The sequence below is a fragment of the Halovibrio variabilis genome (genome assembly GCF_007991175.1).
GTDB classification, from domain to species: domain Bacteria; phylum Pseudomonadota; class Gammaproteobacteria; order Pseudomonadales; family Halomonadaceae; genus Vreelandella; species Vreelandella variabilis.
Genome location: NZ_BJXV01000003.1, coordinates 67,506 through 92,600, shown reverse-complemented (window position 1 = coordinate 92,600; position 25,095 = coordinate 67,506). Strand labels below are relative to the sequence as shown.

Sequence of the window (25,095 nt, the reverse complement as noted above, 5' to 3'; positions counted from 1 at the left end):
AAACAGCACCAGGAATCGAGATATGACGCCTATTATTCGGCCTACTAACGACAAGGCGTTCGCGGAAAAAATAATTCGTCAAAATATGTCTGATTACTATCAGCAGCTGGGTATGCGCTGGAATCCCGCCTTGTTCGATAAAGACTGGGGCGAGTTAGACAGCTACGAGTTAGTCATAAACGCGTCACGAGTGGGGCTGCTATGTATAAATCACGATGGAAATGCCTACTACATTCGAGAGTTGCAGATTGATCGAACATGGCAGCGACAAGGCTTAGGCACAACGGCCATTCGCTACACGGAGGAAATTGCCCAACAGTCGGGTATCCGCTTGCTTCGGCTGCGTGTGTTTTGTATCAACCCAGCAATAGCGCTATACGAACGTATGGGATTTCGCGTGTGTAAAACAGAAGGCGGGACTCACTATATGGAGCGGCGTATCCTATAACGATAAAGTCGATTAGCCAAAAGGCCTGAACAGCGCAATGACCACCTCGAACCACCGTTTTTCCGATGCAGAGCGGCGTGGGCTCTACCGCGCCATACACGAGCGGCGCGATGTGCGCTCGCAGTTTCTGCCCGACCCGATTCCCCCTGAAGTGCTGAACCGCCTGTTGGAGGCCGCGCATCATGCGCCCTCGGTGGGGTTTATGCAGCCTTGGGATTTTATTGTGATTGAAAGTCGCGACGTCAGGGAAACGGTGCTGACGATGTTCGAGCAGGAGAACCAGAAGGCCGCCGAGCGCTTTGAAGGCGAGCGTAAAGAGCGTTATCGCAGCCTTAAACTGCAAGGTATTATGGAAAGCCCGTTGAACCTTTGCATTACCTGCGACCGCAGCCGGGGCGGCCCCCATGTGCTGGGGCGCAATAGCATTGTAGAAATCGACCTTTTCAGCACGTGTTTAGCGGTGCAAAATCTCTGGCTGGCCGCGCGTGCGGAAGGTGTTGGTGTCGGCTGGGTGAGTATTCTCGATCAGCAGCAGCTAAGCACAGCGTTGAACCTGCCTGAGCACGTTTATCCGCTGGCGTATCTCTGCCTTGGCTACGTGAGCGAGTTTTTAGACCAGCCGGAGCTTGAAGCGAAAGGCTGGCGTTCCCGCCTGCCATTAAGTGAACTGGTACACGGCGATAAGTGGGGGCAGCCGTTTGCCACTCCCTGGCTTGACGCGCTATAGCGCTACACCTTATTTGTCGCTAATGTATTCGCTTCTGCTAAATAAGGCGGGGCGCCATTTATGCAAAGCGATATCATCCTCAAGCGGCTAAGGGCCGACGACTCTATCGGTGCAGTAGTCGCAGGCTGGACATTTGCAGCCTGGGGGCATTTACACCCAGGGCTCACACTAGAACAAGCCATTGAACGTACTAAGGCCAATTGTGGACAGGCTGGCGTGCCTTCCATTTTTGTGGCCATGCAAGGCGAAACACCAATTGGCACCGCCAGCCTCATTGCCGATGATATGAGTATTCGCCGCGAATTTACCCCCTGGCTGGCCTCAGTATTTGTCGTGCCCGAATGGCGGGGGCAGGGTATTGCCTCTGCGTTGGTGCGCCAGGTAGAAACCGAAGCAACCGCGAAAGGCCTTGAGCGCTTCTATCTCTATACCCCTGATCAACAGTCGCTTTATCGACGGCTGGGGTGGCAGGAGTTAGAAAGCCTTGAGTATCGGGGCGAAACCGTCACCGTGATGTCACGACAGTTGGGGCTTTAAGGGGCGCTTATGATCAGTGGGCGTGCATTACGCTACTTCGATACTGTGGCCCGGTGCCGTTCACTGCGCCAAGCTGCCGCCCAGCTGCATATCGCCCCCACGGCGATTAGCCGCCAGATCGATTTACTTGAACACCAGCTTGGCGCACCGCTCATCGAGCGCGGCCCTAACGGCATTAGCCTGACGGCGGCGGGGGAGCTGTTGGCCGCCCAGGCCCAGCGCACCCTGCGTGATCTTGAGCGGGTGCAGGAGCATATTGCCGACCTTAAAGGTTTACGCACTGGCCGGGTCAGCTTGCAGGTAGCGGAAGGCGTTGTGGCTGGCCTGTTAGCCCCAGCGTTAGCCAAAATGGGACAGCGCTATCCTCATTTGAGTTTTGATATCGGGATCGCAAGCGCCAGCCAAATGGTGGAGGCGCTGCGCCGAGGCGATGCAGATATTGGCCTGTCGTTCTTTATGCCTCGCCATGATGACATTGTCCCCTTTGCTAGTGCCGAGTTGCACCACCATGCAGTGATGGCTCCAGGCCATCCATTGGCCGCGGCTTCTGAGGTGAGTCTTCACACCTTGGCAGAGCACCGGCTGATCCTACCTGATGAATCCTATGGCGCTCGCCAAGCGCTGGAGCGCGCAGCACACCGGGCGGGCGTTACCCTAGTCCCTACCTTCAAGACTGCCTCGCTGGAAACTCAGAAAGCACTCGCCCTTAACGGCGCGGGTGTGCTGGTATTGCCGCCGATGGCGGTAGCTCGAGAGTGTCAGTTAGGCAAGCTCGTCAGCATTCCCCTATCTCCTTTAGAGCTCGAAGCAGCGCGGATTGATCTCTGCGTTTATCGCCATCGCCAGCGCAGCTTTGCCACCGAGGCATGCCTTTCGCTGCTGGCGAGTGCACTGCAAACCCGGCAAGACCCGCCATCCTGAAAGGGCTTGAACCTGAGAGATCTAGAAAGAGTGGAGTGCACACAAATTGTGGACACTCTGCGGTCAATATTGAAATAGCAGAGGTCGCTGTGTGGGTGCATGCTGAGCTTATTGATAACGACTGCCTGATGACAGCCGTCGGACAACAACAGCAAAAGGTGATGTGATGCCTGAACCATACCAACTAACCGCCACGCAGCTGCTAGCGGGCTACCGAACCCATACATTCTCGCCAAGTGAGGTAGCAGGCGCCCTGGTTGAGCATATCAACCGCTGGGAGCCGCACATTAACGCGCTGTATGCCTATCAGCCCGATGCCTTCATTAAAGCAGCTGAAGCATCCACCCAACGCTGGGCAAAAGACGAGCCAAACGGCGCTTTGGATGGTGTCCCGGTCACCCTTAAAGAGTTGATTGCCACTAAAGGGATGCCGGTGCCGGTGGGCACGGGGCTGGGTGAGCAAGCACCTGCTACGGAGGACGCTCCCCCAGCTGCGCGCCTAGCGGAAGACAATGCCTTGCTGTTGGCAAAAACCACCTGCCCCGATTTTGGCATGCTCTCATCCGGTCTCTCGTCGTTCCATGGTTTAACCCGAAACCCCTGGGATTTAGCCTGTAATACCGGTGGTTCAAGCGCGGGGGCGGGCGCGGCGGCCGCCGCAGGACTTGGGCCGCTGCATGTGGGTACCGATATTGGTGGCTCGGTACGCTTGCCAGCGGCGTGGTGCGGGGTCGTCGGTTTTAAGCCCACCCTGGGCCGGATACCCATAGATCCGTATTATGTGGGTCGCTGTGCCGGGCCCATGAGCCGCTGCATAGAGGATGCCGCGCTGATGATGACGGCACTTGCCCGTACGGATCGACGCGATGCGATGCGTCTGCCGCCGGAAAAAATCGATTGGATGGATCTAGGGTTAGACATTAAAGGCTTGCGAGTGGGAGTGATGATGGAGGCGGGGTGTGGTCTGCCCCTGGATGATGAGATTCGCCACCAAGTGGAACAGGCCGCAAAGCATTTGGAAGCCGCCGGAGCAACGCTGGTGCCGCTGGCGCCAGTACTGACCCGCGAAATGCTGGATGGGCTGGATCACTTCTGGCAGGCCCGACAGTGGAGCGAGCTGTTAAAGCTCTCGGCAGAAGAGCGTGAGCAGGTACTGCCTGCCATTTTAGCCTGGGCCGATGGCGGCGCGCGCTTAAGTGGCGTAGACGCGGTGCAAGGTTTCCAGCAAACCATGATGATGCGACGCGCTACCGAAAGCGTATTTGATGAGGTCGATGCGGTGATTTCACCCACCACCCCCAATATCGCCTTTCCGGCTGAGTGGCCATCGCCGACTAATGATCCGCGTCAGCCTTTTGAGCACATTGCTTATACCGTGCCGTGGAACATGGGCGAGCAACCCGCTATTTCCCTTAATGCTGGGTTCAGTAGCGGCGATATGCCTATTGGCGTGCAGTTGGTTGGCTCACGTTTCGCGGATCATTTTGTACTCAAGCTGGCGCGACTGCTTGAAGAGCGCTTGGCGCTACCCATGCGCTGGCCAACGCTGCCAACTGATAAAGTGGGGGCACAATAAAGCCGTTTTTAAAAATCTGTCATTAAAAACGTTCATTAAAAACTTGAATTCAAATATTAAGGGGAATACTTATGGGACCTTTATTGGTGCTGCCTACCTCCCGGGCGGGCTGGGGGCTATTAATTGCGTTTGTGGCGCTGGTGCTGGCAGGCACATGGCCGGTAATTGGGTTGGTGAACCGGGCCACCTTGGTGATGGGCTTGCCGCTGATAGTGGTGTGGAGCTACCTGGTGATTTTTGCCTGCGTGGTGGTGATGTTGATCGGCAACCGCATTGTAGAGCGAGACGACCATGAGTAGCCCTTGGCCACTGCTCATTACCTTGACCTATGTCGCCATTGCGATGGTAATTGGCCTGCGCGCCAGGGCAGGGCGCTCCATGAATAGCCTGGAAGAGTGGGGCGTGGCGGGCCGCAGCATGGGGCCGGTGACGCTCTACCTGTTGATCGCCGCTGGTAGTGTGAGTGCTTACACCTTTATGGGCGCGCCCGGCTGGGCTTATTCCAAAGGCGTCGCAGTATTTTATGTAGCGATCTACCTTGCTTACCTGGCACTGGTAGCGTGGTACTTCGGGCCGAAGGTGTGGCAGTTCGGCGAGCAGTTTGGCCACGTGACTCAGGCAAGTGCCATTTCAGACCGCTACCAAAGCCCCGCGCTGGGCGCGCTGGCGGCGCTCGTAATGGCGATTGGCTCTATTGCCTACGCGGTGCTGCAAACCATTGGTTCGGCGTACATTCTATTTGTGATGAGCGGTGGGATGATTCCGATTTGGTTGGGGGTCGTGCTGGTGCTGGCTTGCATAGCCGTCTATCTCTACGCCAGCGGTCAGCGGGCGATTGGTCGCACCAATGCGTTTCAGGGCGTGTTAATGCTGATCGTTGCCTGGGCCGTTGGCCTCTGGGCGGTGCATAGCGCTACCGGCGGGCTGAGCTTTGCTGGGGTATTCGAGCGCATTCAGGCCGAGCACAGTGAGTTTCTCACCCTGCCCGGCGCAGGCGGCGATATGAGCTTTAGCTTCTGGACAACCTCGATCATCGTTTCCATGTTCTCGTTTATGCCGCCGGTATGGACGCAGTGGATGAGCGCCTCTTCGGCGCGGACTATTCGCCGCAGCGCTACCTGGTTGCCCACTTATTACGTGGTGATTTTGCCCATGGTGGTGGTCGGCTTTATCGGCATTTTTTCGCTGCCTGAGCTGGCTCGGGCCGATACGGTTGTACTCGAATACGCCATGCAGCACTTGCCGGTGGTATTAGTGGGGTTGCTCGGCGCAGGCACCCTGGCCGCCTCAATGTCTTCCAGCGAGCCGTTTATTCATTCGGTCTCGCTGTCACTCAGCAAGGATGTGCTTCAGCCGATGCTAAAGCTCTCTGATGGCGCTACCGGAAAGCTCGCTCGATTGCTGATCCTGCCCATTATGTTCTTAGTGGTAGCGCCGCTGGCGATTGCCGAGCCTGGCAGTTTGGTAATGATTTTGTTGGTGGGGCTGGGGTTTGCCTCTCAGGTGCTGCCTGCGTTCGTTGGTATGTTCTTCTGGCCGCGAGCGTCTCGCTTGGGCGTGATGGCGGGTATCGTGGCGGGGTTTTTGATCACCACGGCATTTACTATTCTTTGGTCACACCCCATGGGCATCCATGCGGGATTCTGGGGGCTGATGCTTAACCTGCCGGTATTTATCGCGGTCTCGTTGATAACGCCGGCTACCCAAGGCGAAGTGGTCGAGCGTTTCTTTCGTATCGCCGCGCCCCGCGGGTTTACCCAGCGGATAAAAGCCGCTGACTTAATCTCTTAGTATTTATCGCCTATCATGAAGCAGATCGCTTTATTTCTTATGCACCTATAGGTAGGCCACCGCAATGAGCCAAGCACTGACAGGACACAATCGCCCGCAGCAGGTGATCGAGGCAATTCAGCAGACGAATTCGGCCCTGACAACGGCCACCCGCCAAGCGAAATTCTCTAAAATGGCAGCGTCGCCGTACCGTTTTTTTCGGGGCACTAATCACCTTTACTGGGACGATGTTTGGCACGATTGGCGCTTTGCACTATTTGGTGGTTGGCCGGCAACGCAAACGTGGCTGCAGGGCGATGCCCATGCGTACAATTTTGGCGCCTACGGGCACCATGATGACCAAGTTCGCTATGGTATGGATGACTTTGACGATGCCCTGATTGGAGATTATCAATACGACCTGTGGCGGCTCGCTGTCAGCATCGTATTGGATGGTCGCGAGAACGCTGAGTTAGCGACAAAGGCCATTGAGAAGGCGCTTAAAAAGCTAATACAAGGCTATTATCAAACGCTGGCTGACCATGCGGACGGCACCCCCGTTGAGGCCGTGACCCTCGAAAGCGCCAAAGGCCCGCTTAAACCCTTTATGAATAAAGTGGCTGACAAGCAGAGCCGCGCCCGCATGCTTGAAAAGTGGACCACGCTGGATGAGCAGAAAGGCCGTCTGTTCGCCGAGCGTCCTGGCAAACTCGCTAACCTGCCTGCCGATGTGGCGAGCCAGTTGAGCCGGACGATTGAGCACGAGTATCAGCAAACGCTTCAGCATCCGGTCAAGGATAGCGACCCGCAGCATTTTCGGGTAAAAGATACCGCCCGCCGCTTGGATGCAGGCACCGGCTCGCTCGGGGTGGAGCGATACTACGTGCTGATTGAAGGCGGCCGCGATCATGAGCACGATGATATTGTGCTGGACGTGAAGGAGCAGGTGGCGCCGGAAGCCTATCGGCTGATGAGTGCAGATCAAAAGCGAGCCTGGCGCCGCTCGTTTCCCAATGAGGGTATTCGTCATGCGGCCGCCTTTCATGCCATTGCGGAACATCCAGACCCCTATCTGGGGTGGCTAACATTGAACGATCGAGTGTTTTCGGTTCGCGAACGCTCTCCGTTCAAGAAAGACTTTCCTACCCATAAGCTGTCCGGCAATAAGTCGTATCGCAAGTTGGCGCACCAGTGGGGGCAAATTCTCGCCCGTGAACACCTACGCGGCGCCCAGGCGCTTAACCAGGGGGACCCAACACGCTTTGCCAATGCCGTTTGCCAACGGTTAAAAGGTCGTGAAGACCTGTTTGTTGAGGTGGTGTCGACACTGGCGGTGGCTTATGCCGACTGCGTTGAGCAAGATTACGCCGTGTTTATCGACCATTTTCTGGCCACGGCGTCGGATTAGCCAAGTCTGTTTCTAGCCAAGACTGTTTTTAGCCAAGAAAGGACATGTTTGATTTCACTGGGGTTGCTGTTTGTCATGCATCAATCCCGGTTCTTCAAGCGGCGTAGACCACACCACGCATCGGTTACGCCCAGTACGCTTGGCTTGATAAAGCGCTTCATCGGCGAGCCTGAGTAGCTTCTGAGGCTCGCGGGTATGGTCCGGGTAGGTGGCAATGCCACAAGAGAGAGTGATGCGTCCCAGCGGTATTCCGTGGTGAGCATAGGCTGCTTGTGACACTAAGGCTAACAGGTCGTTAGCGCTGGATTCGGCTATTTTGGCGGAGGCCAATGGCAGTAAAGCGACAAATTCTTCACCCCCAATTCGGCACACCACGCCTAAGTCAATAAAGTGTTGGCGAAGCCGTGAAGCGACCTCAACCAGCACGGTATCACCTGCCTCGTGGCCAAAGAGGTCATTGATCTGTTTGAAATGGTCTAAATCCATCATGAGCAGTGAAAGCTGGCTGCCGTGCTGTTTAGCACGACGGCATTCGTGGTCTAGCACCGTGTTGAAATGGCGTCGATTGTGCAGTCCCGTCAGGTGGTCTTTAAAGGAGAGGCCTTCTAATTCCTGAACCAGTTGATCGAGTTCTGCGGTGCGCGATGCCACTTGCTGCTCTAGGTTTTCGTTGACCGCCGCTAACTGTTGTTGAGTGTGTCGGTAATGCCATAGAAAAATAGCCGCATTGGCCAGTGAGAAAGCCAGTGTGCCATAGCTCAGCGGCACGCTTCGCCAGGGCAGGAAACCATGGGCAACCAGCATGTCGATCAATAAAAGCGGGCCAAAAAAGGCAAAACTGACGACCAGCAACCGCTGCTCAAGGTTCAACTGAGGAAAACGCAGCAGGGCAAGTAGCAGCATCGTGGGGAGTGTGACGGCCAATAATACGTCGAACACAGGGAAGGTCAGCGATAGGTTAAGACCCCCAAGGTGTACCAGGCCGATGGCGGTGACCAGATAAGCCAAATGCAGTATCCAAAGCCGCGTTATCCATCGCTTTGCCGTGCCTTCAAGCCAGTAACTTAGCAGCAGACCCAGTGCAACGGGCAGCGTGAAGTAGCTGCCCGCGCGCAGTGTGTCCCAGGCCAGTGCATTGTCTGCGATTAGTTGGCGCGCCGGTGCTTCGGCGAGCAACATAAACCCTGACGCGTAGGCAAAGAGGGCAATAGCCCCGAACCCACGTCTTTCAGGGCTAATCAACGCAAAAATGGTGGCGAGAATCGCCAAGACCAACACAATGGCGCTGACGGCCAGGTCCTGAACTGAATCACGAATGGCTTGTTTCAGCACGTCAATGCGCTCCATCACCTGCACTTCGCCCCATAAGCCGATATTGGTGTAAGAGGAGAACACCCGCAGGTAGAGGGGCTGGCCCGCCGCGTCATCGGGCAGGTCGACCATGTGCCAAGGCCAGCCAGCAAAGTCGCCACGCCCTTGCGCGTCGAACTCTCCGTGCTGATAAATCAGCTGGTTGTCTAGGTAGATCTGGCCGATTAAATTCATGCTGGTGATATAAAGCACCGGGTCGTTCCAATTACCCTCTGGTAACACCGTACGAAACCAGACATTTTCTTGACCATTGCGCTGGGGCGGGTCGGCCGGGAAGTTAATGGCGTGCCAATCCGGCGAACCATCGTTCAGCCATTGCGGCGATGAATCTGCTTTTAGCGGGGAGTCGCCCCAACGATACTCCCAGTTTTGAATTGGCTGAGGTTGCGGCGACGTATCCGCCTGTAACGCGCAGGAGGAAGCCGCCAGCATGGCAAGTAGCATTATTAGCAGATATTTAATGTAGATGGCGGACCTACGGGGCGGCATGGCAAACGACCTCGCTTTTCAGCATTTATATTACTGCTAAATGGATCGAATAGGCCATGTTTTAGGGTTGATACTGCCTAATGCAATGAAGGCCAGGCTATGGTAGCGAGTGTCATTTAAAAGGGTGGTGTTGGCGTACCGATCTGGGCCCTATTGATATGCTGGTGCTGGCAGCGTTGACCGGTATCTAGGCAAACGATTCGCTTCTTGCCAGCGGTCAAACCAGCGGCGGGGTTGAATAACCCGCAGGGTGGGCTCGCTCTGGTTAAGTTCTACCCCTAATCCCAGCGCGCCAAGGCGGGCATACAGGGCGCCATTCGCGCTGCGATCCGCCAGAGTGACATCCGCAAGCAGCAGCAGCGGGCCGCCGGTTAGCGTTAGGTCGCGCAAACCTATTTGATTGCCGTTGATCAATAACCGGGCAGTGCCGCTGATATCGCGCACGTTCAGTAGCCGCCCGAGCCAGTCGCTATCCCGGGCGCGGGTTAGAAATAGCCGAGCCAGTAAACCAGTATCGCGCATTTCAAGACGCAGCTGGCTGGTTAGACGAATAGGGTCTGCCCAGTCTAGCTGTGCTTCGTCCATTAGCAGTTGCACCCACCAGCCTGTATCTGCCGAGCCACCTTCATTCAATCGAGCGATATTTTCCAAGCGTAAGAAAGAGTCGTCGGCGGTAAAGCGCTGTGTTTCCAGATCGCCGTCGGTTAAGTGTAAATAAAACTGCAAGTCGCCACGCAGGCGCTGCTCCAACAGGGCCAGCTCGGCGCCGAAAGCGCGCAGCGTTATTTCCCCCTGGGCGTTTAACCCTTCCAGCAGCCACTCGCTTTCCAGGCTGGCTTGCCCATCCAGCAACGTAATGCCGGCATCTTCTGGCAGATAGCGATTGTAGCGGGTGAAATCGGGCACTTCGGTAATCGGCAGCGCAATACGCGTCGTAAAGTGTTCGGCTTGAGGCGATTCGAGTACGGCGCTGAAATGCTCTGTCTGGGTGGTAAGGGCGAAATGGCGGCCTTCCAGATGAGGACGGTCATCGTCTTGGCGCCCTAAGGCAAAGCGGGGGATGCCGAGTGAGAGTTGGGCTTGCTCAGCGCTATTCAGTTGGGCGGTGAGTTCACCACGTCCGGTGGCGAGATAGTCTAAAAAGGTCACTTCAAGCTGGTCGGCATTGACGCGCAGTCGGGTAGGTGCCAACAGCCGGTCATCGCGAAAAGCGCCTTGGGCAAAGAGCTGGCCCTCACCCGCGATGGCTAAACCATGCGCATCGGGTAGAAACGCATTTAAAAAGCCTAATCGCTGCACGCTGCCTTCAAGCGCAAACTGACCGCTGGGCACCTCATCAAGGCGCTGAAAACGGCCGTCGGTGAGTACCAAGGCGCTTGCTAGACGTTCGCTCGGCTGGTCAATGTCGGCAACTTGCCAATTCAGCCGGGTGCCGCTGATATCCAGCGTGGAACCGTCCATCGCCGCCTGCGAAATGGTGAGGTTAAGCTGCATATCACTGGTTAGGGTGCCTGACTGCTCGCCGTGCTGCCAATGGGTGGCAATCCCCACGCCGGATAGGTACACCTGGCCACTGGCCTGCGTCGCGGTGAAATCGAGCTGACCGTGGCTGGTTGCCTGCCCGCTAAGCATTTGCAGTGGCGCTGGTTCGGGCAGTATTGCCGCCAGATAGCCTTGTAACACGCGGATATTGGGTAGCCGGGTGGCTTGCCAGCTTAGCGTTGCGGATGCCGCTTCACGCGCTTGGTCTGCATCCTTGGGGCTCGATGCGACGACGTTAATGTCGGCATCTTCGAGCAGCAGCCGGTTATAGTGGTGTAAGGTGGCATCGGCGACGTTAACAGTCACGTCAATCATCGCTTGCGGCGTTAGCTGGGCAGTGAGTAAACCGCTACCCTGGGCGATAAAACCCCGGGTGTCTGCGATCAGCTCATTTGCTCGAATCGTTAGCGAGGCACGATGAGGGCGCGACTCGCGGATACTGGCCTGGGCGTCAATGTGGCCATGGCCGGCAAGGCGAATACCTTGCTCTTCAGCATTCTGTGAGGGCGAATGGGGGGCCAGGTATCGGTCAAGCATATCCAAACGGGTGATGTCGCCTTCCAGCTCAAGCGTTGCCGCCGTGGGGAGAGCCAGTTGATCCAGGCGTTGATTAGGGATCTGCGCGGCAAGGCGTAGCTCAGCATGCTCTGCATAAACGTGTGTATCGGCCAGTACTGCTTCAGCCAGCGCTACGTCGCTGAGCCGGGTGCTAAAATGCACGTGATCGCGGTCAACGAATAGGCGAATCTGGCCTTCACCGCTTGCTACGTGGCTGGGCGGTGGGTTGTCAGCAATCAGCCAGCGGGGTGAATCATCGGGCGTGCGCAGGCGCTGCTCGTCCACCGCTAAGCGCAGCGCCGGAGCCGCAAGCGTCAGCGCGCTATCGGGCTGTAATTCACCGGCTTTCAGGTTAACCGTACCGGTTAATGCACCCCGCCCCGCCAGGCTTAGCCAGGGCAGGGTGTCCAGATAGGGCATAAAGACATCCCAGGCATCCGCCTGAGCATCGACCCGCAGCTGGGCGGAAAGCGCCGCCCATACGTCAGGGTTGAGTTCTCCGCTGGCGACGTCCACGGGAGCAACACTGGCTAGCGTCGCCTCAGCGGTAAGCTGGATATCGTTTACCAGGGCGGCTTGATCGCTCTGGCGTACTAAGCGACCATGCGTAATGGCGAGGGAAAAGTGGGGGACTGCCAGCGTATCGCGGCTTAGCGTGGTGTCTTCTACGCGCAGCTGACCCTCTGCTTCGAGGGCTATATCACCGATGGTTAGGCGACGAATGCCGTCGGCATCCAGCGCGTCAATGTGCAGCTCGCCGCGCAGCAGGGCCAGCAACGAGAGCGAAAGGGTGGCGTGTTCGGCCTCAATCGCGATGGGCAGGGCGTCATCTTCGCGGGCTAAATAGAGTCCTTCTAGCTCCCAACGGCCTGGATGGCGGCTGACCCCTTGGTCCCAGCGGATGTCGATCCCTTCGAATTGAGAAATACGTTCCGGTAGCCACTGGCTGTTAAGTAACCAATAGCTGCCAGCCACCCAAATCACCGTCATCAACAGTAAACCAATCAACGCTTTCAGCAGCAGGCGGGGCAGGCGTTGTTTTCCAGTGTTCGCGTCCGACATAGTGGCTTCCCTAGCAGATAACTCCTGTTGGGGAGTGTTTTATGGCATTATGCGCGACGTTGGGCAGTAACGGGTTTTCGATTTCAACGCTAGGCAGGCAACAAACGCCATGTTTCAGGATTTTTACACGCAGCGCGGCGAGTATGTAGTGATCTCCGCAGAGCAGGCCAGCCGCTTTGCCAAAGGCGTGGCTGGCGATTACAACCCCATTCATAACCCGGATGCACGCCGCTTTTGTGTCCCCGGCGACCTGCTGTTTGCGTTGGTGCTAGCAAAGTTTGGCTTGTCGCGGCAAATGGATTTTCGCTTCACTAACATGGTGGGAGCCGATACGCCGCTAAAGTTTAGTGGGTTAGAAAACGGTGCTATTCACGTTTGTGATGAGCACGGGAAATGTTACCTGCAGGTCACGCGTGATGGTGAAACGACCCAGGATAGCGCCGCGGTGGAAGCATTTGCACGCTGTTATGTGGCGTTTTCAGGCAAAAACTTTCCGCACTATCTGAAGCCCCTGATGGAGCAACACGGGGTGATGTTTAACCCTAAACGCCCGCTGGTCATTTACGACAGCATGGGGTTTTCACTTGAGCGGTTAGATGGTTTCTCACCGGGCTTAACGCTGTACCAGTCGTCGTTAGAGGTGCAGGGTAAGCGTGCCGATGCGTTGCTGGAGTTTTCGATTGATTCCGCTGGCGAACCGGTGGGCGTCGGCTCCAAAAAGCTGGTGGTAAGCGGTCTTTGCGATTACGACACTGATGAAATGGCCGCTATCGTTGAGGAGTTTTATCGCCTTAAGGCCGCCTATGAGAAGGCCTGACGTCGACCTCTACCTCTAAACGATGTTCGCCGCCGCCATTCATCACCCCTTTGAGCGGGGCCACATCCGCGTAGTCGCGTCCCCACGCCAGCACCGGGTGTTGCTCACCGGCCACGGTGCCGTTAGTGGGGTCGAGGGCTAGCCAGCCCCAGTCGGGAATCCAGGTAGCCAGCCACGCATGGGAAGCATCTGCGCCTATAAGCCGTGGCTGGCCCGGTGGCGGCTGGGTTTCTAAATAGCCGCTAACATAGCGGGCGGCAAGCCCTACCGAACGCAGTGCGCCAATCGCCAGATGGGCGAAGTCTTGGCAGACGCCGCGCCGTTGGGCGAGCACCTCGCTTAGCGGCGTCGCTAGGGTGGTGAAGCTGGCGTCGTATTCAAAGGTTTGATAAATCAGTTCATTAAGCGCTAGCGCTGCCTCGACGATGGGCCTGCCTGGGGTAAAACAGCGGTGGGCAAAGGTGGCCAATGCATCGTTTCGGCGGATAAACGGCGAGTCCAGGCGGTAGAGCTGAAGGTCAAAGCTGCCTGCCTGGCAGAGCTGCTGAGCCACGTTTTCCCAGCTCGGCGAGGTGCTCGGTAGCGCGGCTAACGGCTGGGTATAAAGCGGCGTGACCACGGTGACGTCCAGGCTCTGGTGGACCTCTTCGAGTGCAAAATAAAGCACCCGATTGCCAAACACGTCGCGGCGTTCGCTCTGCACCTGGGGCGCCGGGCTAATCTGTAATGCCGAGGCGCCGCACTGCTGATAGGGCGTTTCACGCGGTAGCACCCGGGCTTCGCTATGGCACAGGGTCACGGGGGCGCTGTAGTGGTAGCGGGTGGTATGGCGCAGCGTGTAGTTCATGCGTCGGGCTCCATGCTGACAAGCTGGCGTGGCCGCTCCACGTGGCTGAAATGGCTCTGACTTATCGCCTCAGAAAGCGCGCTCAAGGGGGCTATCAAGGCATCCAGCAGTTGCGCTAGCGCTGCTTGCGCCTCTGAGGTGTCGGCTAAATGGCTCAAGCGATCAATATCGGCCAAGTGCAGCGCCGCATTGGCCTGAATCAACAGCCGTCGTTCTGCATTACGGTAAGGCGATGAACTGCCGGGCAGTTGGTCCATTTGCCGCTCAATGCGCTTGAGCATATAGCCCACCGAGCGGGGATTCGTTTCGTCAAACAGCAAGAGGTCCAGAATCGCCGCGGGGTGGAGCTCGCTGCGATAGCGCCGCCGGTAGGCGGTAAAGTTATCGGTAGTGGCGAGTACTACTTCCCATAGCGCAAGCCCCGGTGAGTGCGGGGCATGGAGAGTCAGCTTGAGCAGCTTGAGTAGCCCCAGTACGCGATCCAAAAAACGGCCGATATCCATAAATCGCCAGCCGAAGTGGTGCGGCATGGTTTCATTGCACAGCCCGAAGAAGGCCGCTAACTGGGCCGATAGCCCTTCGCAGGCGCGGCGTGCCGCACTGGTGCCTAAATGGGTATTAAACGTGGCTATTTGCTCGCCTAGCTGGTGCACGACGCGCCAGGAGTCGTCGCCCAAATGATCGCGCACGCTGCGCGCACTGCGCATGAGCTGGGCAAACAGTGGCTGCAGCGCCTGCGGGTCGACGTCATCGAATTGCGCCAGCAGCGCGGCGCGCTTTAGCTCAAACCCAATCCGCGGTGCCTGCGCACGCTGCGCGGCGTCCTCGTTGAGCGTGGTGATATCCAACGCCAGCAGCAGCTCATCCAGCAATTGGTCGGCAATGTCATCCTGGTCATACTCCATCAACCTCAGCAGCGCTTCACGCAATAGTCGCGCGCGGGTATCCAAGCGTTCGCCGTAGCGACCTAGCCAAAACAGGCTTTCGGCCACCCGGCTGGGCAGGTCGGTGCCGTCGCGGGTGGCGACCACCGGGCCGCGGGCCTGGCGTAGCTGGCTAACATGGGGCTGGGGCGAGGCGGCCGTGACCCACACATCCTTAACGACGGTGCTGCTTAACGACGGCGACCCAGGCTTGCCGACCCAGGCTAAACCGCCGGGCATGACTTGATAGTCATTGTCGGCGCTGCGCTTTCCACTGGCGCTGTCCGGTGTGCGGGTGACAAAGCAGCGTAGGTTCAAGGAGGCGGGCTCTAAACGCTGCAGGTGGCTATCAAACATCGGCGCCGTGGCGGGCACCGTCGAGGTATCCGCATTGGCTAGCCGTAACGGCTCACCCAGCAGGTGCTCGCATAGCGCAGGCAGGTAGTCGGCAAGCACGGGGTCTTCCAAAATGCCCACCCCTAAAGCGTTAGACAGGGCCACCTTGCCTGCGCGCATGGTCTGCAGCATGCCAGGCACGCCTAGCGGCGAATCGCCGCGCAGCTCCAGCGGGTCGCAATAGGCGTCATCGCAGTGGCGCAATACCACATCCACTGGCTTTAAGCCGCCTAACGTGCGCAGCCATACTTGGCTATCGCGGACGACTAAATCCTGACCTTCCACCAGCGCAATATTGAGATAGTTGGCCAAATAGGCGTGCTCAAAATAGCGCGGGCTGGACGGCCCTGGGGTCAGCAAAATAAGCGTTGGATTATCACGATGGTAATAGGCCATTGCGATGAGCATGCGGTGGTGCAGGTCAAGAAAACCGGCTAACCGCTTCAATGGCGCATTGCGGTACATGTCGGGCAGCGCGCGGGCCATCAGGATGCGGTTTTCAAGCGCAAACCCCGTGCCTGACGGCGCCTGCAACCGGTCTGCGATTACCCGCCACTGGCCTTGAGTGTCCTGAATGACATCCACGGCATGGAAGTTGATCGCGGAACGCTGATCGGGCAGTGACTGATGGCAGGGTAATAGTAAGTGCGGCGATGCAAGCAGTGCCTGAGCCGGTAATAGCCCCGCCGCAAACAGCGTTTTGGGCCCGTAAAGGTCGTCATAGAGGGCGCTGAGTAGCCGGCTGCGCTGGACTAAGCCCGCCACTAATGTTTGCCACTGCGCTTCATCAATCACCCAGGGCAGCGGGTCAAGCCGCCACGAACGCCCCTGGGTGTCGTCGTGCCGATTGAAAATCACGCCGTTTTCGGCTAGCAGTCGCTGGATCTCTTCATGCTGTTGATAGCGGCCTTCCGGACCCAGGGCCTCCAAGCAGCCGAGTAAGCTCTGCCAACCGGGGCGCAGCTGCCCCTGACCATCGAGCATGGCGTCAAACGTGCCGGGCTGTCCCTTGCCTAGCTGATTCAAGTAATCCTCAACGAGCCCATGTTTAACAGGCGCGAGAAGCGAGGTAGAGACAGGGGCCGTCATTGTCCTGGTCATCCTGAGAAGTAGGCCGCTGATTATCCTGCACCGCTAGCTAATAGGAAAGCATTAGCTTGGCGTCCAGCGCAGGTCGAGGGTCTGCGGTAGCTCCAGGCTGGGGGATTCCAGCTTGGGGACCTGATGGCCATGGCGATGGCCGCTGTCACTAAAGCGGCCTAGTCGGCGCGCTTCGGCTTCAAAGGCGTTGACCGGAAAGGTATCAAAGTGGCGGCCAGTGGGGTGCGCCACGTGGTAAGTACAGCCCGCGACGGAGCGCTGGTTCCAGGTGTCGACCACGTCAAACACCAGCGGTGCGTGAATGGGAATTTGCGAATGCGGCGCCGAATGCAGCGCCAAGGGCGGCTGCCAGGCACGGTAGCGCACCCCGGCCACCGCTTCACCGTTTCTGCCCGTTGCGGAAAGTGGTACCCGGCGACCGTTGCAGGTCACCACGTAACGGTCACCGCTCATGCCGCTGACGTTGACTTCCAGGCGCTCCACTGAGGAGTCGACGTAGCGGCCAGTGCCGCCAGCGCCGGCCTCGTCACCCGCGACATGCCAGGGTTCGATGGCTTGGCGCAGCTCGATATCCAGCATGGGAGTGTGCAGGCGACCGTGTAGCGGAAAGCGAAACGCCAGGAAGGGCGCAAACCACGCCAGGTCAAAATCGAAGCCATGGCAGCGTAAATCGTCGAGCACATCGCCAAGGTCACTCCACAGGTAATGGGGCAGCATCCAGCGATCCTGCAAGGCGCTGCCCCACCGCACTGGTTTGGCCCGGTAAGGCGTTTTCCAGCAGCGTGCCACCAGGGCGCGGACCAGCAGCATTTGCATCAGCCCCATGCGGGCATGCGGCGGCATTTCAAAGCCGCGTAGCGCTAACAGGCCTAGCTGCCTATCGCCGCTATCCGGTGGGTAGAGTTTGTCGATACACAGCTCGGCGCGTTGGCTGTTGCCGGTTAAATCGGTGAGCAAGGGGCGTAGCAGCTGATCCACTAGCCAAGGCTGATTCAGGTCGCCTGCAGGCATTTGCTGGAGGGCGATTTCCAGCTCGTAAAGTGCCTCGTGGCGGGTTTCATCCATCCTCGGGGCCTGGCTGGCAGGGCCAGTAAATAAGCCTGCAAACAGGTATGACAGGCTCGGATGGTGCTGCCAGTAAGTCACTATGCTGGCGAGCAGATCCGGGCGGCGTAAAAACGGCGAGTCGTCAGGGGTGATGCCACCCAGGGTGATCTGGTGGCCGCCGCCGGTGCCGGTATGGCGCCCATCAAGCATAAATTTCTCGGTGCCCAGGCGCGACGCCCACGCATCGGCATAGAGGCGTTCGGTCTGCGCCACCAGGGTTTGCCAACTCGCTGCCGGCATCATATTGACAGTGATCACACCGGGGTCGGGCGTCACCATCAATTTTTCCAAGCGCGAATCCTGGGGCGGTGCGTAGCCTTCAATGACGACCGGGCAAGCCAGCTCGCAGGCGCATTCTTCCACGCTATTGATCAGATCAAAATAGTGTTCCAGGTGGGTCAGCGGCGGCAGGAAAATATGCAAACGGCCATCGCGAGGCTCCACGCATAGGCTGGTATGGATAATGCCGTTCTGGTGGTCACTTTCCGTCGGTGCTTGATCCGGGTCGGCCCACGGCAAGGCGGAGAGTGGCAGGCGCAGCCCTATGGGCGAATCGCCGGGCACTAAAAAAAGATGCTCGCGCTTGAGCGGCCAGCGGCAAGTTTCCCAGCGGTGGGCCTGGCTAAGCGAATGGCGCAGGGGCAGTGCATAGCCGACCACGGCGTCCAGGCCCTGCTGCAATAGCCGTGCTAGCCGCTGACGTTCAGCACCGTCGTTGACAGTGGCGTTGCGTGGGTCAACGTTGATCGGCAGCGATTGCTCTTGCCAACGATAATAAGCGCTATCTTCATAGGCTGAGTGCCAGTGGCGCTCGGCCACGCTCAAACGCTCGCTTAGCGCGGTGGTAAAGCGCTGAGCGGTTACGTCGTCCGCGGCTACCTCGGGCGCGTCCGGCATAAAGGCTAACCACTGTGGGTTCCGCCATAGCGGCGCGCCGTCTTTACGCCAGTAGCAGGCCAACGCCCAGCGCGGTAGCGGTTCGCCGGGGTACCTTTTCCCTTGCTGCTGCTGAATCACACTGCCGGGGGCGAAAGCCGCCTGAAGGCGAGCCAGCAGCACCTCGGCGCATTCGCGCTTGTGTTCGCCTAGCGCTTGGGTATTCCACTGCGGGCTTTCCATGTCATCCACCGACACAAAGGTCGGCTCGCCACCCATGGTCAGGCGTACGTCCTGCTGGTTAAGCTCAGCGTCAACCTGGTCGCCTAGCGCGCCGATGCGCTGCCACTGCTCATCGCTATACGGCTTGGTGATTCGCGGGTCTTCGTGAATGCGCTCGACTTCCATGGTGACATCAAAGCTGACCTCACACTTTTCTGAAGACCCGGTGATCGCCGCTGCACTGCCGATGGTGGGGGTGGCGGCTAACGGAATATGGCCTTCGCCCGCGAACAGGCCCGAGGTCGGGTCCAGGCCTACCCAACCGGCCCCAGGCAGGAATACTTCGGTCCAGGCATGTAGGTCGGTGAAATCCTCCTCGCTACCGCTGGGGCCATCCAGCGCTTTGACATCCGACTTGAGCTGAATCAGGTAGCCCGACACAAAGCGTGCGGCGAGCCCCAGATGACGAAAAATCTGCACCAGCAGCCAGGCGCTGTCGCGGCAGGAGCCGCTGGCAAGCGTCAGCGTTTCTTCACAGCTTTGCACGCCGGGTTCTAAACGTACCAAGTAGCCGATGTCGTCCTGCAGGCGCTGGTTCAGCGCAACCAAAAAATCGACGGTCGTGGTGGGGGTGCGCGGGACGGTTTCAAGCCACGCCATCAGCCGCGGCCCGGCTTCGGTTATTTCCAGGTAAGGGCTTAATTCTTGGCGCAATGACGCTGGGTAGGCAAACGGGATCGTTTGGGCAATCTCATCTAAAAAGAAATCAAACGGATTGATTACCGTCATCGGGGCAATGAGCTCGACGGCAATGGTTAACTCTTTACGTGGTTCGGGGAACACCACGCGGGCATTGAAGTTGCCGAAGGGATCCTGTTGCCAATTGATAAAGTGGTCATCGCCGGAGAGTTTGAGCGAGTACGCCTCAATATGCGTGCGGCAGTGAGGCGCCGGGCGTAGCCGAATCACATGGGGCGAAAGAAGCACCGGGCGGTCAAAGTGGTAAGTCGTACGATGATACAAGGCAACGCGAATGGTCATGGGCCACCCTCAAAGGAACCGTTATCAACCGGATAGTCGGTTGCGTTAGGGAATAACCGAATGTTCCGCAAGTATCGTTCCACTTTTACTTTTTTGCAGCTGGTATCTGGCCTAAGGCGTTTAACAAGAGTGGAAATGCGCTAGTGCACCAAATTGAAGCCTCTTGGGTGCGCTAAAACAGTGCACTGAGACGCTATTGAGTGCTCAAAATTTCCGATAAGTAACGTTTGGGTAAGCAAGCGTTGAAATAACGCAAAAGATGGTACGTATATTGCTCTGAATTATTGGAATGTTTTGCACGCGGCAGACCTACACTGAGCATTAAGGACATTGCCGCGTCCACCCCAGCGCCAGGAGAGCGCCCATGAGCCAAGTGAATTGGAATAACTATGCGTGTCGTGACTATTACGATGAGCTGATGGCCGCACCCGGTCAGCCACGCGCGTCAGCGGGTGAACTGTGCAACATGTTGGCAAGGTTTAGCGCCGAAGAGTTGGCGGAGCGAAAAACCGCCGCTGAGATCGCTATTCGTACCATGGGGATTACCTTTACCGTTTATTCTGAAGGAGCCATGATCGACCGGGCTTGGCCCTTTGACATTGTGCCGCGGATTATTCCCGCCAGTGAGTGGCGCAAAACAGAGGCGGGTCTTAAGCAGCGTGTGCAGGCGTTGAATTTATTTATCGATGATCTTTACCACGACCAAAAAGTGATTAAGGACAAAGTACTGCCTGCGGAAGTGCTGGCGCAATCGGTCAATTTTCGCCCCCAGTGTGTCGGCATTAATCCTCCCCACGGCGTGTGGGCGCATGTGTGTGGCTCGGACTTAGTCCGCGATGGCGAGGGTACGCTGTATGTGCTGGAAGATAACCTGCGTATTCCTTCCGGCGTCTCTTACATGCTTGAAAACCGCAACGTCACCAAACGGGTGCTGCCGGAGCTGTTTGCTTCAGGCAAAATTCTGCCCGTGGATGACTATGTGGCCAATCTTTACGACATGCTGGCGGCGATGTCGCCGCGGCCTGGGGATGAGCCCCAGGTGGTGGTGCTGACCCCGGGTATTTATAACTCTGCCTACTTTGAGCACGCTTACCTTGCCCAGCAAATGGGCGTGGAACTGGTGCAGGGCAGCGACCTAGTCGTCGACGACGATGACGTAGTATATATGCGCACCGTGGAGGGACGACGCCGGGTCGATGTGATTTATCGCCGTGTGGACGACGAGTTTTTAGACCCGGAAGCCTTTAATCCGACATCAATGCTAGGGGTGGCAGGGCTAATGCGCGCTTGGCGGGCGGGCAAAGTGGCGCTGGCCAATGCCCCCGGCGCTGGCGTCGCTGACGACAAAGTCGTCTATGCGTTTGTGCCCGCGCTGATTCGCTACTATCTCGATCAGGAGCCGCTGCTGCCCAACGTGCCGAGCTATTTGTGCATGTTCGAGGACGACCGCCGCTATGTACTCGATCACCTGGATGAATTGGTGGTGAAGCCGGCCAACGAGTCGGGGGGCTACGGTATGCTGATTGGCCCACGCTCAACGAAAGAAACCCGTGAAGAGTTTGCCCGTTTGATCAAGGCGAACCCGCGTAACTACATGGCTCAGCCTACCCTGGCACTATCGACTACGCCGACCCTTTTCGATGGTTTAGCGCAGCCGCGCCACGTGGATTTACGCCCGTTTATTCTCTCAGGACCTGAAATCCACGTCACCACCGGTGGCCTTACCCGGGTGGCGCTAATCGAGGGCTCGCTGGTGGTCAACTCTTCCCAAGGCGGCGGCAGTAAAGATACCTGGATTGTGGAAACCGACGATAACGCGGCCGCGGCCGCGGCGAAAGGAGCCTAACGCCATGCTGTCACGCGTTGCAGAAAACCTCTATTGGATGGCGCGTTATATTGAGCGCGCAGAAGATACCGCGCGCCTGTTGAGCGTCAATAGTCACCTTATGCTCGATTTGCCAGGGCGCCTGCCGCTGGGCTGGGCGCCACTGATTGAAATGACCGGCAGCCGGGAAGCCTTCACCGCCCGCCATGCAGACTTTGATGAACGTAGCGTGGTGCACTTTTTATGCGCTGATACCGACAATGATATTTCGATTATTTCAGCGCTGGCGAGCGCCCGGGAAAATTTAAGAACCACCCGAGACGTGGTGCCGCGGGAGATTTGGGAAGAGGTTAACCAGCTATATTTAAACGTGGCGGATCACGTAGAAAACGGCGTTAGTCCGCGGCGGCGGGATAACTTCCTTAAAAACGTCATTCGTGGCTGCCAAACCCTGACCGGGCTCATTGAAGGCACCTTAAGCCATGGTCTGGCGCGTACTTTTATTGAGCTGGGGCGTCAGTTGGAACGGGCCGATATGACCACGCGGATTGTCGATGTGCGCTCCGCCAGCCTGTTGCCGCAAAACCCAGAAGAGCTGCTGCCGTTTGAGAATCTGCAGTGGATGAGCGTGCTAAAGTCGCTCACCGCTTATCAGATGTATCGCCAGCAGGTGCGTCTGCGCGTGCGCGGGCCGGATGTGCTGCGCTTTTTGTTACAAGACCCCAACCTGCCGCGCTCGATTGCCTGCAGCCTGGAAACACTTGGCTACGAACTAACGCTCTTGCCTCGCCAGGATCGCCCGGCAGCGACGGTTTCCCTGGTGCGTGCCGACGTGGTGGACGCCGATATTCAAGCGCTAGCTCATTCGCCCAGTAAGCTGCATGCGTTTATCGACGAGCTGCAGATTGGCTTTGCCGCCATCCACGCTACGCTGAGCGCGACCTATTTCGTTAATGACGACGCCGTGCCGATGGCGACGACGCCGCACCAAAGCCAGAGTCAACACCACGCGGGTGACAACGATAACGACTAGGGCCTAGCCTGTTCAAAGGCTTAGAAATTATCGAATAACGGCAGGCTTTCTTCGAGCAACTGCTCGATCGGGTCAAGTTGGCTTTCATGCAATACAAGCAGAGAAGACTCCTCCATAAAGCGTGAGGCAGGGGGTACCAGCAGCGCGAACTCTCCCTCTTCCAGATGGAACTCGTGTATTTCACGCAGGCCGTGCGATGTGAGGCACTGCGTGCACCGATAGGCGTCGTCTTCGCTATACACCAAGCGGTGATACATTTTAAACAGTGTGTAGAGTGCCAGGCCGCCATCAAAGGTCTGCCAGTGTGCGGGCGTACTGCGAATGTCAGGGGGAAGGTGCTGGCCCAGGGCTTCGGCGTTTGCAATCGCCTCGGTTAGCGGATCGTCAAGAACGGCGGTGGTGTCGGTGGGTAAAGGGGTATTGTGTTTAGAGGCATATTCAAAATCTCTGACCACGCGTTTGAAATCGGCCACGTTGCTAAGCGGGTAATCGACGTGCTGAAGGTCTTTCGGCTCATAGCCGCCATTTTCCCAGCCGTGGATAACCCGCAGTGTTATTTGCCCGCGTTTCATCGGGCGGGCAAGTAGCATATGCAGCATAATGCGAATATGCAGCTGACGCTCATCCGTATCGTTGTCAAACGCGCGATAGGGGTCAGAAAATAGTTCGTTTAGCCGACCAGCGGTGTGTTCCTTGGCTTCGTTATGAATCATGACAGTGTCCCTTTGAACGAGCTGTTTAGGCGGAGTAGCACGCCGCTTTTTATGCTAGCTATTATAGATCGCTAGCTCAGTATGGCGGGCAGGGCAGCGGATGAAAAGTTTCTTATGCCAGCGTTTTACTATGCGTTAGCTAAACCGTTTTAATTAGATAAACAAGCATCATCGCAAGCAATGATTATGTGATTAATTTTAGTGCGTTTTTAACCTAGCTGACAGATTGCGAGTAGCGCCTAACCTTTACTAAGCTGCGCTTTTAATTGAAGATAGGGTCTAGATATTTACCTACATTCACTGTCGCCAGGGGAGCCTTTGCCATAAAGGCTGAGAATGCGCAGCGCGCAGACCCTGGAACCTGATCCGGTTCGTACCGGCGGAGGAAGTGCGACATGCTTTACCTGACATCAGCCGTGCTTGGCGCGGCGCTATGCTGTTTTGCTTATTTAGGTTTACGTGCTCGCTGGGTGGATGGCCCGGTTGATGACTATGTCACGGCGCGCAATTCGCAAACCTCCTCGACCCTTGGGCTCTCCTTTCTTGCCTCCGGTATGGGCGCCTGGATTTTGTTTGCACCCCCTGAAATTGGCGCTTTTGTGGGGCCGTTAGCACTGGCGGGTTATGCCGTGGGATCGGCCCTGCCCTTTATTGTATTAGGGCTTTACGGGCCTAAAATTCGCCGGGCTTTACCAGAAGGCCGAAGCATCGCCGAGTTCGCTGACGCTTGCTACGGCAAGGGGGTGCGGCGCTGGGTAACCTTGGTGTCAGTCGGCTATATGGCCTGCTTTTTGGCCGCAGAGCTAACCGCCATCGGGGCGATCACCGGGTTACTTTCTGACGTGCCGCCTGCGCTAGTGATTATCGGTGTGGCACTGACCACGCTTGTTTATACGGCGGTGGGCGGGCTGCGCGCCAGTCTTGCTACCGACCGCTGGCAGGCTTGGCTTTTGCTGGCGCTACTCTTGGCGGTGGGCAGCGTCGCGTTATGGCGGCTGCCCGCAATGCCCAGCGAGGCGGCGCTGCCTTCAGTGCCCGTAACGAACGCGCTCAGTGTGGCGCTAACACTCGTCATTGCGGTCACGGCGGCCAACTTATTTCACCAGGGGTACTGGCAGCGCGTTTGGGCGGCCCAGGATGACCAAAGCCTGGGGCGTGGTGCCTGGTTGGGCGGTGGCATGACCGTTGTGGTCGTGATGATCATTGGCGGCTTGGGCACCTTGGCGGCAATGAGTGGCGTTGCGCTAGGTGAGCCGCCAATGCCGTTTTTTGCGCTGCTGTCTGATGCCCCCGCTTGGCTGTCGTTACCAGCGTTGGTGCTCGCCGTTACCTTGGTGGCCTCTAGCGTTGATACCCTGCAGAACGGTATTGCTTCCCTGGTAGTGGCCCGCAGCGAGCAGCGCGGCGTCTCACTGGTGGCTACCCGCTGGATTACCCTCATCTTGATGGTTCCCGTGGTGATCATTGCCTTGCAGGGGTTATCCGTACTGCGGCTGTTTTTGATTGCCGACTTACTGTGTGCCGCCATTGTGGTTCCCGTGTTGCTGGGCCTGTGGCAACGAATGACACCCCTCGCCGCCGTGGGCGGCGGAATTGCCGGGCTGATAGGGGCCGTGTTACCCGGCTGGGTTAGCCAAGGCAGCCTTGTGGCGGGCTTCTTGGCGGCGAGCTTTCCGGGCAGTGTGCCGACCTTGGGGCCATTTCTGGGGGCGCTGGTGGCGTCCACCTTGGTGAGCGTGGTGATCGCAGCGGTGATTAGAAAGTAGCCAGCCATAAGCAGGAACC

18 protein-coding genes and 1 riboswitch are annotated in these 25,095 nt (G+C 57.6%); of the genes, 12 read left to right on the top strand and 6 right to left on the bottom strand.

Going from position 1 to position 25,095, the window contains the following annotated elements:
- The first annotated feature begins 22 nt into the window (after positions 1 to 22).
- From HVA01_RS04300 to HVA01_RS04265, 8 genes are all read left to right on the top strand, one after another.
- Complete coding sequence (locus tag HVA01_RS04300) at positions 23 to 448, top strand: GNAT family N-acetyltransferase (protein ID WP_146873296.1); 426 nt, start codon at positions 23 to 25, stop codon at positions 446 to 448.
- Positions 449 to 485: 37 nt separating this feature from the next.
- A complete protein-coding gene (gene bluB / locus HVA01_RS04295; RefSeq protein WP_146873295.1) occupies positions 486 to 1,175 on the top strand; it encodes a 5,6-dimethylbenzimidazole synthase in 690 nt (229 codons plus the stop codon).
- A gap of 60 nt (positions 1,176 to 1,235) precedes the next feature.
- Entirely contained in the window at positions 1,236 to 1,712 is a 477-nt protein-coding gene (locus tag HVA01_RS04290) for a GNAT family N-acetyltransferase (RefSeq protein WP_146873294.1), read from the top strand.
- Positions 1,713 to 1,721: 9 nt separating this feature from the next.
- Positions 1,722 to 2,633, top strand: a complete 912-nt coding sequence (locus HVA01_RS04285; RefSeq protein WP_146873293.1) for a LysR family transcriptional regulator — start codon at positions 1,722 to 1,724, stop codon at positions 2,631 to 2,633.
- Between the two features lie 166 nt (positions 2,634 to 2,799).
- On the top strand, positions 2,800 to 4,209 hold the full coding sequence (locus HVA01_RS04280) for an amidase (RefSeq protein ID WP_146873292.1): 1,410 nt from the start codon (positions 2,800 to 2,802) through the stop codon (positions 4,207 to 4,209).
- Between the two features lie 71 nt (positions 4,210 to 4,280).
- Positions 4,281 to 4,508, top strand: a complete 228-nt coding sequence (locus HVA01_RS04275; protein WP_146873291.1) for a hypothetical protein — start codon at positions 4,281 to 4,283, stop codon at positions 4,506 to 4,508.
- Complete coding sequence (locus HVA01_RS04270; protein ID WP_146873290.1) at positions 4,501 to 6,000, top strand: sodium:solute symporter family protein; 1,500 nt, start codon at positions 4,501 to 4,503, stop codon at positions 5,998 to 6,000. Before HVA01_RS04275 ends, HVA01_RS04270 begins: the two co-directional genes overlap by 8 nt.
- 64 nt (positions 6,001 to 6,064) lie before the next feature.
- The gene (locus tag HVA01_RS04265) at positions 6,065 to 7,387 is read left to right on the top strand and encodes a DUF2252 domain-containing protein (RefSeq protein WP_146873289.1); all 1,323 of its coding nucleotides are present in this window, start codon (positions 6,065 to 6,067) and stop codon (positions 7,385 to 7,387) included.
- Between the two features lie 54 nt (positions 7,388 to 7,441).
- Here the strand turns inward: HVA01_RS04265 and HVA01_RS04260 are convergent, their stop codons facing one another.
- Together HVA01_RS04260 and HVA01_RS04255 are read right to left on the bottom strand one after the other, a co-directional pair.
- Positions 7,442 to 9,247 carry a GGDEF domain-containing protein gene (locus tag HVA01_RS04260; RefSeq protein ID WP_146873288.1) on the bottom strand — a complete coding sequence of 602 codons (1,806 nt, stop codon included), beginning with the start codon at positions 9,245 to 9,247 and terminating at the stop codon, positions 7,442 to 7,444.
- 150 nt (positions 9,248 to 9,397) lie between these two features.
- Positions 9,398 to 12,409, bottom strand: a complete 3,012-nt coding sequence (locus HVA01_RS04255; RefSeq protein ID WP_146873287.1) for a hypothetical protein — start codon at positions 12,407 to 12,409, stop codon at positions 9,398 to 9,400.
- Between the two features lie 109 nt (positions 12,410 to 12,518).
- Here HVA01_RS04255 and HVA01_RS04250 point away from each other — a divergent pair, with 109 nt between their 5' ends.
- Positions 12,519 to 13,226, top strand: coding sequence for a DUF3581 family protein (locus HVA01_RS04250; protein ID WP_146873286.1), 708 nt, complete (start codon positions 12,519 to 12,521; stop codon positions 13,224 to 13,226).
- On the opposite strand, the gene HVA01_RS04245 is transcribed toward HVA01_RS04250, so the two are convergent.
- From HVA01_RS04245 to HVA01_RS04235, 3 genes are all read right to left on the bottom strand, one after another.
- Positions 13,201 to 14,073: a transglutaminase family protein gene (locus tag HVA01_RS04245; protein ID WP_146873285.1), complete on the bottom strand. Its 873-nt coding sequence runs from the start codon at positions 14,071 to 14,073 to the stop codon at positions 13,201 to 13,203. The two genes, HVA01_RS04250 and HVA01_RS04245, sit on opposite strands and share 26 nt — an antisense overlap.
- Positions 14,070 to 16,481 (bottom strand): circularly permuted type 2 ATP-grasp protein, encoded by a 2,412-nt coding sequence (locus tag HVA01_RS04240; RefSeq protein ID WP_146873284.1) that lies wholly within the window; start codon positions 16,479 to 16,481, stop codon positions 14,070 to 14,072. Before HVA01_RS04240 ends, HVA01_RS04245 begins: the two co-directional genes overlap by 4 nt.
- Before the next feature lie 63 nt (positions 16,482 to 16,544).
- Positions 16,545 to 19,739: a transglutaminase family protein gene (locus HVA01_RS04235; RefSeq protein ID WP_146873283.1), complete on the bottom strand. Its 3,195-nt coding sequence runs from the start codon at positions 19,737 to 19,739 to the stop codon at positions 16,545 to 16,547.
- Between the two features lie 364 nt (positions 19,740 to 20,103).
- Between HVA01_RS04235 and HVA01_RS04230 the strand changes: the two genes are divergently transcribed.
- Together HVA01_RS04230 and HVA01_RS04225 are read left to right on the top strand one after the other, a co-directional pair.
- Positions 20,104 to 21,585, top strand: coding sequence for a circularly permuted type 2 ATP-grasp protein (locus HVA01_RS04230; protein WP_146873282.1), 1,482 nt, complete (start codon positions 20,104 to 20,106; stop codon positions 21,583 to 21,585).
- Between the two features lie 4 nt (positions 21,586 to 21,589).
- A complete protein-coding gene (locus tag HVA01_RS04225) occupies positions 21,590 to 22,597 on the top strand; it encodes an alpha-E domain-containing protein (RefSeq protein WP_146873281.1) in 1,008 nt (335 codons plus the stop codon).
- 20 nt (positions 22,598 to 22,617) lie between these two features.
- Here the strand turns inward: HVA01_RS04225 and HVA01_RS04220 are convergent, their stop codons facing one another.
- Positions 22,618 to 23,310, bottom strand: a complete 693-nt coding sequence (locus HVA01_RS04220; RefSeq protein WP_146873280.1) for a hypothetical protein — start codon at positions 23,308 to 23,310, stop codon at positions 22,618 to 22,620.
- Between the two features lie 298 nt (positions 23,311 to 23,608).
- Positions 23,609 to 23,716, top strand: a riboswitch (TPP riboswitch).
- On the opposite strand from HVA01_RS04220, the gene HVA01_RS04215 reads away from it, so the two are divergent.
- Positions 23,706 to 25,076, top strand: coding sequence for an SLC5/6 family protein (locus tag HVA01_RS04215; RefSeq protein ID WP_146873279.1), 1,371 nt, complete (start codon positions 23,706 to 23,708; stop codon positions 25,074 to 25,076). Its footprint overlaps the riboswitch before it by 11 nt.
- The last annotated feature ends 19 nt before the right edge of the window (positions 25,077 to 25,095 follow it).

Excerpts from the sequence above, each read along its gene's own strand:
- HVA01_RS04255 (WP_146873287.1), bottom strand. The coding sequence starts at position 12,409 with ATGTCGGACGCGAACACTGGAAAACAACGCCTGCCCCGCCTGCTGCTG.
- bluB (WP_146873295.1), top strand. The coding sequence starts at position 486 with ATGACCACCTCGAACCACCGTTTTTCCGATGCAGAGCGGCGTGGGCTC.
- HVA01_RS04215 (WP_146873279.1), top strand. The coding sequence starts at position 23,706 with ATGCTTTACCTGACATCAGCCGTGCTTGGCGCGGCGCTATGCTGTTTT.
- HVA01_RS04260 (WP_146873288.1), bottom strand. The coding sequence starts at position 9,247 with ATGCCGCCCCGTAGGTCCGCCATCTACATTAAATATCTGCTAATAATG.
- HVA01_RS04245 (WP_146873285.1), bottom strand. The coding sequence starts at position 14,073 with ATGAACTACACGCTGCGCCATACCACCCGCTACCACTACAGCGCCCCC.
- HVA01_RS04280 (WP_146873292.1), top strand. The coding sequence starts at position 2,800 with ATGCCTGAACCATACCAACTAACCGCCACGCAGCTGCTAGCGGGCTAC.
- HVA01_RS04265 (WP_146873289.1), top strand. The coding sequence starts at position 6,065 with ATGAGCCAAGCACTGACAGGACACAATCGCCCGCAGCAGGTGATCGAG.
- HVA01_RS04240 (WP_146873284.1), bottom strand. The coding sequence starts at position 16,481 with ATGACGGCCCCTGTCTCTACCTCGCTTCTCGCGCCTGTTAAACATGGG.
- HVA01_RS04250 (WP_146873286.1), top strand. The coding sequence starts at position 12,519 with ATGTTTCAGGATTTTTACACGCAGCGCGGCGAGTATGTAGTGATCTCC.
- HVA01_RS04300 (WP_146873296.1), top strand. The coding sequence starts at position 23 with ATGACGCCTATTATTCGGCCTACTAACGACAAGGCGTTCGCGGAAAAA.
- HVA01_RS04270 (WP_146873290.1), top strand. The coding sequence starts at position 4,501 with ATGAGTAGCCCTTGGCCACTGCTCATTACCTTGACCTATGTCGCCATT.
- HVA01_RS04235 (WP_146873283.1), bottom strand. The coding sequence starts at position 19,739 with ATGACCATTCGCGTTGCCTTGTATCATCGTACGACTTACCACTTTGAC.
- HVA01_RS04285 (WP_146873293.1), top strand. The coding sequence starts at position 1,722 with ATGATCAGTGGGCGTGCATTACGCTACTTCGATACTGTGGCCCGGTGC.
- HVA01_RS04290 (WP_146873294.1), top strand. The coding sequence starts at position 1,236 with ATGCAAAGCGATATCATCCTCAAGCGGCTAAGGGCCGACGACTCTATC.
- HVA01_RS04225 (WP_146873281.1), top strand. The coding sequence starts at position 21,590 with ATGCTGTCACGCGTTGCAGAAAACCTCTATTGGATGGCGCGTTATATT.
- HVA01_RS04220 (WP_146873280.1), bottom strand. The coding sequence starts at position 23,310 with ATGATTCATAACGAAGCCAAGGAACACACCGCTGGTCGGCTAAACGAA.
- HVA01_RS04275 (WP_146873291.1), top strand. The coding sequence starts at position 4,281 with ATGGGACCTTTATTGGTGCTGCCTACCTCCCGGGCGGGCTGGGGGCTA.
- HVA01_RS04230 (WP_146873282.1), top strand. The coding sequence starts at position 20,104 with ATGAGCCAAGTGAATTGGAATAACTATGCGTGTCGTGACTATTACGAT.